Consider the following 13,721-nt stretch of genomic DNA (forward strand, 5'->3'; position numbering starts at 1 on the left):
GTGGCGTCCTCGGGTCGGTCGATGCCCTGCCAGGGGCGTCGAATCAGAAGGTTACGCGTCCGCCGTCGCGGCCGCCGAGATGATTCCCTGTGCTTCGACCTCGACGCTGAGGCCGTCCTCGACCAGGGCCGACACCGCGACCAGGGTCGAGCACGGGAAGTCGCCGCGGAACACCTCGGCGCGGGCCCGCCCGACGGCGGCCTTGGCTCCGATGTCCGTGACGTAGATGCGCAGCGCGAGGATGTCGTCGACCTGCGCGCCGCAGGCTTCCACCAGCGCGCGGGTGCGTCGGAACGCCTCCCGCGCCTGGCGGTAGACGTCGGCACCGCCGACGGGACCGTCGGGGGTGCCGGCGTGCATGCCGGAGACGAAGAAGTGCCGGCCGACGACGCGGGCGTTGCTGAACATGTCCAGCCGCGGCGGCTCCGGAACGGCCGGGTGACCCACCCGGGTCATCGGAGCACCGCGCCGCGACGTTCGTCGGATTCGCGGGTCAGCCGCTCCCGCACCGGCACGAAGTCGTAGGTCGGGTAGCACTCGGTGCGGAACACGCCCCACGCGCGGCGCTCGAGTTCGACGTTGACGGCGGCCAGCCGATCGGCGGGCAGCCGCAGGGTCACGATCTGCCCGATCCCCATCGCGACCACCCACGAGACGACCTCGCACCCCTCGGGCGGGAACCCGTGCCACCAGTCCGCGTCGTCGAGCCGGCCCTGCAACTGTTCGAGGTTCCGGCTCTGATCGTGCCGCAGGACCACGGTGAGCATCATGGTCCCGCCGCTCACGCCGGCACTCCCGCGAGCACCGCCGCCTGCTGCTTCGCGTCGGCCCGGTAGATCCGGCGGATCCGGGAGACACCGAGGTCGTGCTGGTAGAGGTGTTCCTCGACGTCGGCATCCGCGGCCAGCGCCTCCAGGACGGCGCGGTCCTGTTCGAGCACCTCCCAGTGCCGTTCCTCGAGCCGGGTCCGGTACAGGAAGCGCCACGCCTCCCGTTCCCAGCCCGACACCCGCCGGGTGCGCCAGTGGAAGATGGCGGAGTGGTCCCGGTCGATCGGGGTGCACATGCCGACGATGCCGAACACGCCGCCGGGACCGGCATTGGGGGCGTAGGGGATCTCGAGGTCCACGTAGTCCATCGATCCGCGCACGAACTCGACCCAGTCGAAGTTCACGCCGCGCTGGTCGGTCTTCTCGAAGAAGAACCCGCGGTCGGTCTCGCGGATCCGGAACCGCGCCGAGGTGTCGCCGCCGAACATCGAGTGCGAGTTGCGGTGCAGGAAGGCCCCGTGCATCGGGTCGAGCACGTTGTCCATGTAGAAGCGCCACGGCCCGGCCCACTCCGCGTAGTTGGGGAACCACGACACCTCCTCGTCCGCGAGCCGGTCCGGCAGGACGAACGGCGTCGGCACGGAGTCGTGGGTCAGGGGCACGAACGCGAAGATCGTGTCGGCGGCCTCGACCACCGACAGCGAGGCGGTCGCGCGTTTGCCCTCGAGCGCGCACCCGGGCATGCCGGGCACGGAGACGACGGTGCCGGTTCCGTCGACCTGCACGCCGTGGTACAGGCAGGCGACGCGGTCACCGAGGTGCTGCCCCACCGACAGCGGGGCGCTGCGGTGCGGGCACCGGTCCTCGAGCATGTGGACCGCGCCCCGGGCGTCGCGGAACAGCAGCCAGTCCACGCCGAGGCGGGTGACCTTGACCATCGCGCCCGGTTCGACCATGCGCGACGGAAGGATCGGGTACCAGCGGTCGCGCAGGCCGGTCGCCGCGATCTCGTCGGCGTCCATCGGCCGGCGGGTGCCGACGGCGAACCGCGGTCCGGCCGGGCGCGGGGCGCCGCTGGTGGTGGTCTGTGCAGTCTCGAAGGTGGTCATGTCATCTCCCCAGTCGTCGCATTTCGGCGCGGAAGGTGTCCTCGGTCCAGGGCCGGCCGTCGGGGCCGTGCAGGCCCAGGCCGTTGAGTCCCTCGACGACACCGGGCAGGTCGTGGGTGCCGGTCCCGAAGATCTCCATGAGCGACCCGGCGAGCTTGTCCTCGTAGGGGGTCAGCGGATCGGGATGGGTCTGTCGTGGTTCCAGGTACGGTTCTGTGAATCGTGCCGTCGCAGTGCGGTTCACGCGAGAACTCCTTCGATGTGGGGGGTGGGGGCGGCGAGCCCGGACCGGTAGCGGGCGGCGAGTCCCTCGGCGATGGCGGCGAAGGCGCTCGCCCATTCCGTGAAGGACTCGGGCCGGGTGAGGTGGACGGGCGCCGGACATCCGTCGACGACGACGAAGACTCCGTTGTCGATCTCGCCCGCGAGCCGCTGCGGTACGGACAGATCGGTGTCGTCGCCGAGAGCGGAGGCCACCACCAGCGTGGGGACGGTGATCCGGCCGAGGAGGCCGGCGACGGCGTCGACGTCGCACACGGGATCGGCCAGGATCAGGCTGCGCAGCAGGGTGCCGTGACGCTCGGCCGCGCGCAGGGCGGGTTCGGCGTCGGCGCCCGCGGCGTACAGGTGCACCGCGCGGCCGTCGCGCAGCGCGGCGGCGGCCTGCCCGTCGGTCCACCAGGCCGCCTCGGCGCGAATCAGCGGGGTCATCGGGCACCTCCCGTCGGCACGTGCACCGGTGGCACGAACGGTCCGGGCTGCGGGTCGAGGGCGGTCACGTCGACCTCGACCAGCGCGGGCCGGCGCGTCGCGATCGCCTCCCCCAACGCGGACTCGAAGACGCCGGGCCGCTGCACGAGGGTGTACGGCATGCCCATCGAGGCGGCGAGCAGATCGAACCGCGGCGTGTGCAGGTCCACCCCGGACCGACTAAAACCGTTGGCCTCCTGCATGTTCCGGAGAACGCCGTAGCCGCCGTCGTTGAACACCAGCACGACGCACCAGGCGTCGGACCCGGCGAGCGAGGCGAGCTCGCCGAGGTGCACGGCCAGACCCCCGTCCCCGGCCATCACGACCGTCGGAACGTCCCGGCGGGCATGGGCCGCGCCGAGCCCCATGGCGAGGCCCTGCCCGATGCCGCCGCCGAGCGGGAAGATGTTGGTCTCGCGCTCGTAGAACGGCAGCAGGCGGTTGCCCCACTGGCTGGACGGGATCGTCACGTCGCGGGCGACCACCGACCGGCGGGGCAGCACGCGGCGCATGCCCTCGCAGATCTCGGCGTAGCCGCCGATGTACGCGGTGAGCGCGGCCCGGCTGCGCTTCCGCGCCGCCTGAACCCGGGCCGCCCACTCGTCGCGCCGGACGGTGCCGTCGAGCGCGTCGCGGATGCCGCGCAGTGCCGTGCGGGCGTCGGCGACGATTCCGACCGTGGCCGGATACACCCGGCCGATCGCGGCGGGATCGATGTCGATCTGCACCTGCGTCGCAGGCAGCGTGAGGTGGTAGCTCTTGGTCTCGTTGGATCGGAAGTGGGTTCCGACGGCGAGCAGGACGTCGGCGTCGGCGAGGAGCCCGGCGACCTCGGGGGACGCCGCGAAGTTCCCGACGACGAGGTCGTCGTCCTCGGACACGATGCCCCGTCCGGAGTTGCTGGTGAGAATCCCGGCCCCGAGCCGGTCCGCGAGGGCGCGCAGTTCGTCGCCGGCGCCGGCGGCGCCCCCACCGAGCCACAGCAGGGGCCGCTCGGCGGAGGCGAGCACCGCGGCGGCGCGCTCCAGCGCAGCAGCATTGGGGGCCGGTGGCTGTGCGATCCGGGCCTCCGCCGCTCGCTGTTCGTCCGGCGACGCCAGATACTGCAGGTCGGTGGGCCATTCGACGCTGGCGGGTCCCTGCGGTGCCGACAGGATGCGGGCGATCGCGGCCTCGAGTTCCGCCTCGGCGTCCTTGGCGTCGGTGATCGTCGTCGCGTACCGGGAGACGGCGTCGAGCATCTGCCGTTGCCGGGGAAATTCGTGGATCACGCCGCGGCTCGACGCGGCCGGTTCGGGCGTGAGGTATTCGCTTTCGATCTGGCCGGTCACGTGCAGGACGCGGCTGCCGGCGGTGAGGGCCTCGATCATCGATCCGGCGGCGTTGCCGGCGCCGGTGCCGGTGCTCGTCAGCGCCACGCCGATGCGGCCCGAGGCGCGGGCGTACCCGTCCGCGGCGTTGACCGCGGCGGCCTCGTGCCGCACCTCGACGAAGTTCAGGTCGCGGGCGACGGCCTCGACGAGGGGAAGGTTGTGGATGCTGACGACGCCGAACGCGGTGTCGATGCCGTGCCGGCGCATGACCGACACGAGGACGTCGCCGCCGGTGGCGCGCCGACCCGGCGCGGATGAGGGGGTGTCCATGTTTCCTCCGATGCAGATGACCACTGGCGGGTCAGACGTAGCGCCCGACACCGCCGCCGACGTCGACGGTCGCGCCGGTCACGTAGCTGTTGCGGGGTGAGAGCAGGGTGGTGACGGGGAAGGCGACCTCGTCCGCGATTCCGAAGCGGCCCAGTCCGATCCCGCGGTCGGCGGCGATCTCGGCGCTCCACTCGTCGAAGGCGCGGCCGTCGCCGGATTCGGCGTGGCGGCGCTGCCACTGACCGGTGTCGACGAGGCCGAGCAGCACGGAGTTGACGCGGATGCCGTCGGGTGCGAGTTCCCCGGACAGGGACTGCGCCAGGTTGAGCAGTCCGGCACGGGCCGCCGAGGTGACGGCGAGCCGCAACTCGGGTTGCCGCGCGAGGATCGCGTTGACGATCACCACGGAGGCCGCATCGGACTTCGCGAGCGCCGGCCGTGCCGCGCGGATCAGATGCAGCGCGCCGAAAATCTTGAGTTCGAACTCGTCCCGGATCTGCTCGTCGGTGGTGTCGGTGAGCGTCGACATCAGCGAGCGCCCGGCGTTGCACACCACCCCGTCGATCCCCCCGAACCGGTCGACGACCGCATCGGCGAAGGCCTGCACGGAGTTCCGGTCGGTGACGTCGCACGCGACGGTGAGGACATCGGCCGGGTCGGCCGCCAACGTGCCGGCGGCGGCGCGCAGGCGGTCGAGGTCCCGCGCGCACAGTGCCACTCGGGCGCCTTCGGCGGCGAGCATCCGGGCGGTGGCGAGGCCGACACCGGAACTCGCGCCGGTGACGATCACCGTGCGTCCGGTGAGGTGCAGGTCCATGGGATCTCCGTGGGGTTCGGGTGCTCGCCGGGCGAGCAGGTCAGTTCAGGACGAATCCGCCGTCGACGACGACGGTCTGGCCGGTGACGAAGGCGGCGTCCTCCGACAGGAGGAACCGGACGACCCCGGCGACGTCCTCGGGGGTCTGGTCACGCGGGAGGGCGCGGCCCTGCGCGTAGGTGGCATAGCGGGCGGCGGGAACGGATTCGGTGGCCTCGACCCGGACGAGCCCGGGGGCCACGGCGTTGACCCGCACCCCGTGCGGGCCGGCGTCCCGGGCCATCGAACGGGTCATCGCGACGACGGCGCCCTTGGAGGCGACGTAGTGGATCAGCCGGGGCGATCCGTAGAAGGCCACGTCGGACGCCATGTTCACGATCGCGCCCCGGTTGGCGGCGAGCAGCGGCCACAGGTGCTTGGTCACCATCCAGGTGCCGCGCACGTTGACCGAGGTGATGCGGTCGAATTCGCTCTCGGACAGTTCCCAGAATGCGTCCCCGCCGACGCCGTCGGCGATGGCCGCGTTGTTGACCAGGCCCGTCAGCGGCCCCTCGTCCGCCAGTCGCGACGCGAGAGCGCGCACGGAGCCGGCATCGGCGATGTCCGTGACCACCGCGATCGCGTCGCCGCCGCGTTCGCGCAGGGCACGGGCGGCGCCCTCGGCGGTGTCCGCGTTGCGCTCGGCGATCACCACCCGGCGTCCGTCGGCACACAACCGCTCGGCGATGCAGTAGCCGAGGCCGCGGCCGGCCCCGGTCACCACGACGGTTCCGCTCATCACGCAGCTCCTTCCCAGAATCGGACGAGTTCGCGGGCGACCGTGCGGGGCTGCTCCTGGATCGCCGCGTGACCCGCATCGGCGACGACGACGAGCCGTGCCCCGGGGATCGCGTCCGCCAGGAGCTGCGATTCGGCGACGCCGGTGACGACGTCGTGTTCGCCGACGAGGACCAGGGTGGGGACGGTCAGGGTGGGCAGGATGGGCCCGTGGTCGGTGGTCGCCATGGCTTCCGCGGCCGCCGCGTATCCGGCGAGGCGCACGGCGGCCATGTCGGCGGCGACGCGTGAGCGGACGGCGCCGGGCGCTCCGGGCGCCGTGAGTTTCGGTGCCCGCTCCGCCGCGAACCGGTCGGCGCCGGCCTCGCGCAGGGCGCGGACACGGTCGCGCATGGCGGCGGCGCGTTCGGGCGACGTGCCCGAGCCCCGGGTGCTGTCGGCGAGGACGAGCGTGCGCACCCGGTCGGGCCGGCGCCGCGCGACCTCGAGTGCGACGACTCCGCCCCACGACGTGCCCACCAGGTGCACGGGCCGGACCGGGTCGATGTCGTCGAGGACGTCCAGGACGTCCGTCGCGTGGTCGTGCCGGACGTCGACCGGGTCGGCGGAGCGGCCGTACCCCGCGGCGTCGAGCCGGTACGTCGCGTGTCCGCGGGCGGCGAGTTCCGCCGCGAGCGGTGCACACGAGTTCGCGTTGCCGCCGATGCCGTGCAGCAGGAGCACCGGCTCCCCCGTCCCGAGCCGCGCGACGTGCAGGTGCCCGGTCACCGCGGCGTCCGCGGTCACGACGGCGCTCCGGCCGCGAGGCCGGCCCCGTAGAAGTAGTCGGCGTCGCGGGCCTCGACGCGGTCGCGGTGACCCGGGTCGGGGCTGCCGGCCATGGCGGCGCGCACGGTCGTGGTGGGTGGCCCGGCCGTCCCCCACTGGTCGGACAGTTCCGGTGTGCGCTTCCACGTGCGGCACAGCCAGGCGTCCTCGTCGATCTGGGCGACCTCGGAGGTGTACTCGCACACCAGGCCCGCGGGGTCGGTGAAGTAGGAGAAGGTGTTGTCGCCGGGGCCGTGCCGGCCCGGGCCCCACTGCGGCGCGATGCCGTGCGCCCGGAGCCCGCCGATGCCGCGCATGAAGTGATCGAGGCTCTGCATCTCGTACGCCACATGGTTGAGCGAGGGCCACGACGCCCGGTTGAGCGCAATGACGTGGTGGTCGGAGTTGCAGCGGAGGAAGGACATCTGCCGTTCCGACCAGTCGGAGACCCGCATGCCGAGCACCTGCGTGTAGAAGGCGGTGGTGCGTTCGATGTCGGTCGTGTTGAGCACGACGTGGGCGATCTTGCGGGGGATGGCCCGGCGGCCGGCCGGTTCCTGCTCGGTCACCGCGTGGGTGTCGGCCGACAACTCGAGGCACCGCCCCTCCGGATCGACCAGTTGCAGGCCGTAGCCGCCCCCGGCGTCGTCGAGCGGGCCCGGCGTGCGCAGCAGCGGGATGCCGAGCCGGTCGAGGGCCAGTGCGGCGTCGTCGACCTCGCGCGGGGTGGCGAGGGCGAAGCTGATCCGTCCCAGCGCGTTGACGTCGGCCCGTTCGACCGCGAGCACGTGATGCTCGGGTCCGGTGGCGCGCAGCCAGAATCGGTCGCCGTCGGCATCGACGGTCGTCAGTCCCCAGGCCTCGTGGTAGAAGTCCCGCGACGCGGCGGGGTCCGGCACCGAGAGGGTCACCGAGCGCAGGGCGCGCAGCCGGCAGACGGGCGAGTCGCTGTAGCGCGGAAGTTGGTGGTGGTACATGCGTTCCGGTTCCCTTCTCACAGATCCAGTACGAGTTCGGCGGAGCGGCAACGGGACACGCACGGGAACATCGTCGATCCGGCGGCGTGTTCGGACTCGGTGAGCAGGAAGTCGCGGTGGTCCACGTCGCCCTTGATCACCCCGACCTCGCACGTCCCGCAGATGCCTTCGGTGCACGAGCTGGGTACGGGCACACCGGCGGCGGCGAGGGCGTCGAGCACCGACACGGTCGGCGGCACCGGGATGCGGCGGCCGGTGCTCTCGACGATCACGTCGAAGGCGGTGTCCTCCCCCTGGCGCGGCGCCGGTTCCGGGGCCGCGAACCGTTCGGTGCGTACCTGACCGGGGTCCGGGACGGTCGCGGCCACCGCGTCCATGAGGGGGGCGGGGCCACAGCAGTAGACGACGGCGGTCGGCGGCAGGCCGGACAGCAGCCCGGCGAGGTCCGGCAGGCCCCCGGCCTCGTCGTCGGCGTGGACGGTCACCTGCTCGGCGGGATGGGCGGCGATCTCGTCGACGAACGCCATGGCCTGCCGGGAGCGTCCGGCGTAGAGCAGGCGCCACGGCCGTCCCGTCGCCCGCAGCTCCCGCATCATCGCGACGATCGGGGTGATGCCGATGCCGCCGGCCACGAGGACGTGGTCGGTCGCGGCGGCGTCGAGGGCGAAGGCGCTGCGCGGTCCGTCGACGTCGATCTCCGCGCCGATCTGCAGCGACTCGTGCACGTAGGCGCTGCCCCCGCGGGAGCGCTCGGCGCGCAGCACGGCGACCGTCCAGCGCGTGGTGTCCCGCGGATCCGAGCACAGCGAGTACTCGCGCACCACACCGTTCGGCAGGTGCAGGGCGAGATGCGCGCCCGGCTGCCACTGCGGCAACGGCGCACCGGCCGGATCGACGAACGTCACGCTGGTGACTCCGTCTGCCTCCCAGGTCTTCTGGTGGACGCGGAGGCGACGTCGGACGGACTGCTCCATCGGTGATCTCCCTGTCGGTGGAGGGTCTTCTCGGCGGCGTCAGCGGGTGACGCCGTACATCTCCGAGCTCGGCGGGTAGGTGGGCAGCTGCGGCTTCGCGGCGCCGATGATCACGCAGAACAGGGCGTCGGTGTCGCCCACGTTCGCGAGGCTGCGCGGCACGCCGGCGGGAACGCGGATCATGTCGCGGTAGCCGAGCCGGCGGACGGCCTTCCGGGTGCCGTCCTCGACGTCGTGGACCGCGACCTCGAGCTCACCCTCGAGCACGAAGAACACCTCTTCGACGTCGTGGTGGGTGTGCTCCGGGCCGACCGCACCGGCGGGCAGCCGCATGTTGGACAGGGTGAAGTGCTCGGCGGGCAGCGTGCGGGCGTCGCCCTCGTGGTTGCCGGTGGCACCGGAGCCGATGTAGCGGATCTGGGCGCGCTTGAAGCGATCTCCGCCCTTGGCGGCCTGGAAGCCGAGGGTGTCCCAGTCCTCGTAGCGGCTGTCGCGGCTGGCGATGCAGGAGTCGATGAGGGCTTCGAGGTCGACGGTGGTCTTCTCGGGTGCGGCCATGAGGTGGGTCCTTTCGTGCGGTGGGGGGTTCAGGCGCGATGCGCGACGGCTTCGATCTCGACGGTGGCGCCGTAGGGCAGGGCGGCGACCTCGACGAACGAGCGGGCGGGCCGGGGCTCGGCGAAGACCTTCTCGTAGTGGCGGTTCGCCTCGTCGCGGAGCGTCACGTCGGTCACGAAGTACGTGGTCTTGACGACGTCGGCCAGGGTCATGCCGATGGTCGCGAGGCGCTCGCCGAGGCGGGCGATCGCGGCGTCGAGGGCGGGGGTCGTACCGTCGACGGCGATTCCGTGCTCGTCGACCGACAGGGCGCCGGAGACGAACCCGAAGCCGGCGACGGCGTAGGCGGGGCTGTACGGGTGGGCGGTGCGGTCGTGGGTCGCGGTAATCGAATCGGTCACCGGGAAAAGTCCTTTCGGGTTTCTGTCGGGTCGGGGGTGGCCCAGGCGATCGGTTCGCCGGACAGGTCGAGGTAGATGCTCTTCTGATCGCAGTACTGGCGGATGCCCTCGCGTCCCTTCTCGGTGCCGAGACCGCTGTCGCCGAGACCGGTGAAGGGCGTCGAGATGCTGAACTGCTTGTAGGTGTTGATCCAGACGGTGCCCGCCTTCACCGCGCCGGCCACGCGCCACGCCCGCCGGTAGTCGGAGGTCCAGATGCCGCAGGCCAACCCGTATACCGAGTCGTTCGCCTGCGCGATCAGGTCCTCCTCGTCGTCGAAGGGCAGCACGACGGCCACCGGACCGAAGACCTCTTCGCGGCAGATCGTCGCGGCGTTGTCGGCTCCGGTGAGCACCGTGGGCGGGTAGTACGCGCCGGACGAGAGCCGTTCGTCGGCCGGGATCGCGCCCCCGCACAACGCCCGGGCCCCGGCGGCGACGGCGTCGTCGACCATCGCGGCCACCCGGTCCCGGTGCGCGAAGGTGACCATCGGAGCCACCCGGGTGCGCGGGTCCGTGCCGGGGCCGAGACGCAGGGCCGCTGCGCGCCGGACGAGTTCGCCGGTGAAGGTCTCGGCGATGCTGCGGTGGACGAAGATCCGGGATCCGGCGATGCAGCTCTGCCCGGACGAGGAGAAGACGCCGTAGAGGACGCCGGCGAGGGCCTGTTCGAGATCGGCGTCCTCGAACACGATCGTCGGGGACTTGCCGCCGAGTTCGAGCGTGATCGGCATGAGCTTGTCGGCGGCGAGATGCGCGAGGTGACGGCCGGTTTCGGTGCCGCCGGTGAAGGTGACCTTGGCGACGTCCGGGTGCCGGACCAGCGCCTCGCCGACGGTGCGCCCGGATCCCGGCAGGACCGAGAGCACCCCCGCGGGCAGCCCGGCCGCCTCGCAGATGCGGGCGAGACGCAGCGTCACCCACGGCGCCCACACCGGCGGCTTGCTCACGACGGCGTTGCCGGCGGCGAGGGCCGGGGCGATCTTCTGGGCGTCGGACGCGATCGGTGAGTTCCACGGCGTGATCGCGGCGACGACGCCCATCGGCTGGTACGTCGACATGGTCAACCACGGCCCCCGGGGCGTGGTCAGTGCGGAGTCCATCGTCTCGAGTGCGGCCGCGGTGTAACGAAACGTGTTGGCGGCGCTGGCAACCAGGGCCCGGGTCTCGGGCAGTGTCTTGCCGGTGTCGAGGGTCTGGAGCCGTGCCACCCGTTCGGCCTCGTCGTCGAGGGCGTTGCCGACGCGGTGCAGGACCCGTGCACGCTCGTGCGGGAGCAGTGCCGACCACCCGCCGCGGGCGGCGCGCAGACCTTCGGTGACGGCCCGGTCGACGTCGTCGACGGTCGCGGTGTGCAGGCTCGCGAAGACCCGGCCGGTGGCGGGGTCGACGGACTCGATGCACTCACCGAGTCCACGCTGCCATCGGCCGGCGACGAGGATCTCGTCGACCGTGTCGACGGACTCGGGCTCGTGCTCGGCGGGTCCCACCTGGAGCGGGGACGCGTAAGCAATGGGCATGAGGGAGGTCCGTTCGGTCGGGACGGACGCGGACCACGCTGCTCGCGGAGCCGGAGGGTGGTGCGCGCCGAGTCGATATCTTTGCACTAAGAGATTTGTATCGTCTTAGCGCAAAGAGGTCAATAGCCGAATGCCCAGATCAGCCGCTCGTTACGCCGGATTTACGGGGCCGAAACGGAGGAGACGCAGGTCACAGCGGTGTGGCGGGCGCCATAGAGATCCCGAAATTTTTCTCGGCGGACGCCCGACTGCGGCGTCAGACCGGCCGATCGGCGTCCGAGTCCACGCCCACACCGGTGCCCGAGTCCTCGAACTCGGCCGCTCGGGCGGAGTGCTCCAGACGGGCGAGCAGGCGCGCCAGCGTCTCGCGCTCGCCGGTGTCGAGGTCGCCGAGCATCGCGCGCAACTTGGCGAAGTGCGCGTCGGCGACCGAGTCGACGAGCGCGGCACCGGCGGGTGTGAGCTCGACATACACCACCCGGGCGTCCTGACTGTCCTTCGATCGGGTCACCAGGCCCGCCTGCTCGAGCCGATTGACGCGCAGCGACAGCCCGCCGGTGGTGACCAGCGTCTGGTCGGCCAGCTCCCCCGCGGTGAGCCGATGATGCGGCACGGCGCGACGCAGGCAGGCGAGAACGTCGAACCCCGAATCGTTGATCCCGTGCTCCTCGAACGTGGGCGCGATGCGGGACTTGTAGACGAGGAAGCTCCGGTGGAGGCGACCGAACACCTTCAGCCCCGACACGTCGAGTTCGGGACGGGCCACGGCCCAATGCGCGACGATGGCGTCCACGGCGTCGCGATCCCCAGGCTCTCCCACAATGCCGGGAGTCTACCCCCGGCACGACCGGGATCCCGTCCGGCCACGCACGGCGGGCCGCGCCGTGCGTGGCCGGACGGAGGGGACGCCGTACGAATCGCCGCCGTTCGCCGGCCACGTCACTTCTTCTCGCACAAGCCGATTCGACCCGCCGATCGTCCATGTCACCGAATACCCGCACGGCACGCCGGATCCTCGCCACCACGGGAGACCTGCACCTCTTCCGCGAGCCGGATCTACCGGCAGTCCCGTTCCGGTGCCGCACCGGCGCTTTCCGGATCGCGGTAGCGGCCGGTGAGCTCCGCGCCGATCCGCGCGAGTTCCGCCCGGACGGAAGGCGGTTCGGTCACCTCGATCATCGCGCCCCAGCCGGCGAGAGTGCGAGCGATGTCCAGCGGCGTCGGTGCGGCGACGCGGACCCGGACGCGCCCGTCGCCGAGTTCGCCGGCGGCGTGGCAGTGCCGGCCGAAGTGGTCGCGCAGGATCGGCACGAACCGGGCCGCGAGCAGGACGGTCGCCCGGGTACGTGACCGCCGCTGCTCGACCTCGCCGACGACCTGCCGCCACGCGGCGTCGAGCGCGAAGCCGTCCGGGCGCGCGGCCGGTTCGTCGGTCGGTTCGGCCCGGACGATCCGATCGACGCGAAAGGTGCGCTGGCCGCGATCGGTCCCCGCGATCAGGTACCAGATGTCGTCCTTGTCGACGAGACCCCACGGGTCCACCAGCCGCTCACTACGCTCGCGCGCGCTGTCGGTGTAGACGAGGCGCACTCTCCGTCGCCGCACGACGGCGGTCTGCAGAACATCGACCGTCTCGGGCCGGTGCCGGTCTCGCGCGCCCCACCGGGTGGGATCGATCATCGTGGCGTCCGCAGCGGCCTCGGCGTCGGCCCGGAACGTCGACGGCAGCGCCCGCACCAGCTTGCGCAGGGCGGTCTTGACCTCACCGGAGACGGCCGCCGCGGGGCCGACGAGCAGGAACAGTGCCTGCGCCTCGGCGGCCGAGAGCCCGCTGAGGTCGGTGCGGGCGCCGCCGACGAGCGACCACCCACCGCCGCGTCCGGGCTGCGGATACACCGGGATCCCCGCCGCGGACAGCGCCTCGAGGTCGCGGCGAGCAGTGGCCACGGACACCTCGAGTTCGGCGGCGAGCTCGGCGGCGGTCACCCGCCCACGACTCTGCAGGAGCAGCAGGACGGCGACGAGACGGTCGGCGCGCATCCCCGAAATGTCTCACGAAAAGTGCTCGGAAGGTGAGCGCTTTCGCCCGCAGGATGGATGTCGACACCCCCCCGAGGAAAGGAACGAGCCATGTTGCGAGGACTCTCCACCGTCAGCTTCTTCGCCGACGACCTGACGGCCGCCGGTGCCTGGTACACCGAACTGCTCGGCGTCGAGCCGTACTTCCGACGCTCCGTCGAGGGCAGGCTTGCATACCTCGAGTTCCGCACCGGCGACTACGGGCACGAACTCGGGATCATCGACGGGCGGTTCGTCGCCCACGAGCGCCCCGGGCAGCCCGGCCCCGCGACGACCTACTGGCACGTCGACGATCCCGCGGCCGCCCTCGAGCGGCTCGAATCGATGGGTGCGACGGTGCACGACAAGCCGGTCGAGCACGGCCCCGGATTCGTCACCGCCTCGGTGGTCGACCCGTTCGGCAACGTGCTCGGCGTGATGTACAACCAGCACTACCTGGACGCGCTGGCGGCGCGGACGGAGCCGTGACGGACGATCGTCGGCGGTCGCCGAGCGGTGCG

General features: G+C 72.1%; 17 protein-coding genes. 1 reads left to right on the forward strand and 16 read right to left on the reverse strand.

Features of this window, described 5'->3' with window-relative positions; all coding sequences use genetic code 11:
- Window positions 1-51 precede the first annotated feature (51 nt).
- The 16 genes from ISO16_RS14690 to ISO16_RS14765 all read right to left on the reverse strand — a co-directional run bounded on the left by ISO16_RS14690 (window position 52) and on the right by ISO16_RS14765 (window position 13,182).
- Window positions 52-456 carry a RidA family protein gene (locus tag ISO16_RS14690; protein ID WP_170913996.1) on the reverse strand — a complete coding sequence of 135 codons (405 nt, stop codon included), beginning with the start codon at window positions 454-456 and terminating at the stop codon, window positions 52-54.
- Window positions 453-770 carry a hypothetical protein gene (locus ISO16_RS14695; protein WP_043802519.1) on the reverse strand — a complete coding sequence of 106 codons (318 nt, stop codon included), beginning with the start codon at window positions 768-770 and terminating at the stop codon, window positions 453-455. Before ISO16_RS14695 ends, ISO16_RS14690 begins: the two co-directional genes overlap by 4 nt.
- 11 nt (window positions 771-781) lie before the next feature.
- Window positions 782-1,879, reverse strand: a complete 1,098-nt coding sequence (locus ISO16_RS14700; RefSeq protein ID WP_029546492.1) for a Rieske 2Fe-2S domain-containing protein — start codon at window positions 1,877-1,879, stop codon at window positions 782-784.
- A 1-nt stretch (window position 1,880) separates the two neighbouring features.
- On the reverse strand, window positions 1,881-2,123 hold the full coding sequence (locus ISO16_RS14705; RefSeq protein ID WP_029546493.1) for a recombinase-like helix-turn-helix domain-containing protein: 243 nt from the start codon (window positions 2,121-2,123) through the stop codon (window positions 1,881-1,883).
- Entirely contained in the window at window positions 2,120-2,590 is a 471-nt protein-coding gene (locus tag ISO16_RS14710; RefSeq protein WP_072636480.1) for an alpha/beta fold hydrolase, read from the reverse strand. The genes ISO16_RS14705 and ISO16_RS14710 overlap by 4 nt, the downstream gene beginning before the upstream one ends.
- Window positions 2,587-4,272 carry a thiamine pyrophosphate-binding protein gene (locus ISO16_RS14715; RefSeq protein WP_072636481.1) on the reverse strand — a complete coding sequence of 562 codons (1,686 nt, stop codon included), beginning with the start codon at window positions 4,270-4,272 and terminating at the stop codon, window positions 2,587-2,589. The genes ISO16_RS14710 and ISO16_RS14715 overlap by 4 nt, the downstream gene beginning before the upstream one ends.
- 31 nt (window positions 4,273-4,303) lie before the next feature.
- Window positions 4,304-5,089: an SDR family oxidoreductase gene (locus ISO16_RS14720; RefSeq protein ID WP_029546496.1), complete on the reverse strand. Its 786-nt coding sequence runs from the start codon at window positions 5,087-5,089 to the stop codon at window positions 4,304-4,306.
- A 40-nt stretch (window positions 5,090-5,129) separates the two neighbouring features.
- Window positions 5,130-5,867, reverse strand: coding sequence for an SDR family oxidoreductase (locus tag ISO16_RS14725; RefSeq protein ID WP_029546497.1), 738 nt, complete (start codon window positions 5,865-5,867; stop codon window positions 5,130-5,132).
- Window positions 5,867-6,652 carry an alpha/beta fold hydrolase gene (locus ISO16_RS14730; RefSeq protein WP_230304359.1) on the reverse strand — a complete coding sequence of 262 codons (786 nt, stop codon included), beginning with the start codon at window positions 6,650-6,652 and terminating at the stop codon, window positions 5,867-5,869. Before ISO16_RS14730 ends, ISO16_RS14725 begins: the two co-directional genes overlap by 1 nt.
- Window positions 6,649-7,650: a VOC family protein gene (locus tag ISO16_RS14735; protein ID WP_072636482.1), complete on the reverse strand. Its 1,002-nt coding sequence runs from the start codon at window positions 7,648-7,650 to the stop codon at window positions 6,649-6,651. The genes ISO16_RS14730 and ISO16_RS14735 overlap by 4 nt, the downstream gene beginning before the upstream one ends.
- 17 nt (window positions 7,651-7,667) lie before the next feature.
- Window positions 7,668-8,555 (reverse strand): PDR/VanB family oxidoreductase, encoded by an 888-nt coding sequence (locus ISO16_RS14740; RefSeq protein ID WP_072636496.1) that lies wholly within the window; start codon window positions 8,553-8,555, stop codon window positions 7,668-7,670.
- 108 nt (window positions 8,556-8,663) lie between these two features.
- On the reverse strand, window positions 8,664-9,182 hold the full coding sequence (locus ISO16_RS14745) for a cupin domain-containing protein (RefSeq protein WP_006938328.1): 519 nt from the start codon (window positions 9,180-9,182) through the stop codon (window positions 8,664-8,666).
- 29 nt (window positions 9,183-9,211) lie between these two features.
- Window positions 9,212-9,583, reverse strand: coding sequence for a RidA family protein (locus ISO16_RS14750; protein WP_006938326.1), 372 nt, complete (start codon window positions 9,581-9,583; stop codon window positions 9,212-9,214).
- Window positions 9,580-11,142, reverse strand: a complete 1,563-nt coding sequence (locus tag ISO16_RS14755; RefSeq protein ID WP_072636483.1) for an aldehyde dehydrogenase — start codon at window positions 11,140-11,142, stop codon at window positions 9,580-9,582. The genes ISO16_RS14750 and ISO16_RS14755 overlap by 4 nt, the downstream gene beginning before the upstream one ends.
- 256 nt (window positions 11,143-11,398) lie before the next feature.
- On the reverse strand, window positions 11,399-11,935 hold the full coding sequence (locus tag ISO16_RS14760; RefSeq protein ID WP_029546502.1) for a MarR family winged helix-turn-helix transcriptional regulator: 537 nt from the start codon (window positions 11,933-11,935) through the stop codon (window positions 11,399-11,401).
- A 263-nt stretch (window positions 11,936-12,198) separates the two neighbouring features.
- Window positions 12,199-13,182 (reverse strand): helix-turn-helix transcriptional regulator, encoded by a 984-nt coding sequence (locus ISO16_RS14765; protein WP_072636484.1) that lies wholly within the window; start codon window positions 13,180-13,182, stop codon window positions 12,199-12,201.
- Window positions 13,183-13,272: 90 nt separating this feature from the next.
- On the opposite strand from ISO16_RS14765, the gene ISO16_RS14770 reads away from it, so the two are divergent.
- Window positions 13,273-13,689, forward strand: a complete 417-nt coding sequence (locus ISO16_RS14770) for a VOC family protein (protein ID WP_072636485.1) — start codon at window positions 13,273-13,275, stop codon at window positions 13,687-13,689.
- Window positions 13,690-13,721: the final 32 nt, after the last annotated feature.

The sequence above is a fragment of the Rhodococcus sp. M8 genome (genome assembly GCF_015654185.1).
GTDB classification, from domain to species: domain Bacteria; phylum Actinomycetota; class Actinomycetes; order Mycobacteriales; family Mycobacteriaceae; genus Rhodococcus; species Rhodococcus aetherivorans.

Bases quoted from the DNA above. Each gene is read 5' to 3' on its own strand.
- ISO16_RS14690 (WP_170913996.1), bottom strand. From the start codon at position 456: ATGACCCGGGTGGGTCACCCGGCCGTTCCGGAGCCGCCGCGGCTGGAC.
- ISO16_RS14695 (WP_043802519.1), bottom strand. From the start codon at position 770: ATGATGCTCACCGTGGTCCTGCGGCACGATCAGAGCCGGAACCTCGAA.
- ISO16_RS14700 (WP_029546492.1), bottom strand. From the start codon at position 1,879: ATGACCACCTTCGAGACTGCACAGACCACCACCAGCGGCGCCCCGCGC.
- ISO16_RS14710 (WP_072636480.1), bottom strand. From the start codon at position 2,590: ATGACCCCGCTGATTCGCGCCGAGGCGGCCTGGTGGACCGACGGGCAG.
- ISO16_RS14715 (WP_072636481.1), bottom strand. From the start codon at position 4,272: ATGGACACCCCCTCATCCGCGCCGGGTCGGCGCGCCACCGGCGGCGAC.
- ISO16_RS14720 (WP_029546496.1), bottom strand. From the start codon at position 5,089: ATGGACCTGCACCTCACCGGACGCACGGTGATCGTCACCGGCGCGAGT.
- ISO16_RS14725 (WP_029546497.1), bottom strand. From the start codon at position 5,867: ATGAGCGGAACCGTCGTGGTGACCGGGGCCGGCCGCGGCCTCGGCTAC.
- ISO16_RS14735 (WP_072636482.1), bottom strand. From the start codon at position 7,650: ATGTACCACCACCAACTTCCGCGCTACAGCGACTCGCCCGTCTGCCGG.
- ISO16_RS14745 (WP_006938328.1), bottom strand. From the start codon at position 9,182: ATGGCCGCACCCGAGAAGACCACCGTCGACCTCGAAGCCCTCATCGAC.
- ISO16_RS14755 (WP_072636483.1), bottom strand. From the start codon at position 11,142: ATGCCCATTGCTTACGCGTCCCCGCTCCAGGTGGGACCCGCCGAGCAC.
- ISO16_RS14765 (WP_072636484.1), bottom strand. From the start codon at position 13,182: ATGCGCGCCGACCGTCTCGTCGCCGTCCTGCTGCTCCTGCAGAGTCGT.
- ISO16_RS14770 (WP_072636485.1), top strand. From the start codon at position 13,273: ATGTTGCGAGGACTCTCCACCGTCAGCTTCTTCGCCGACGACCTGACG.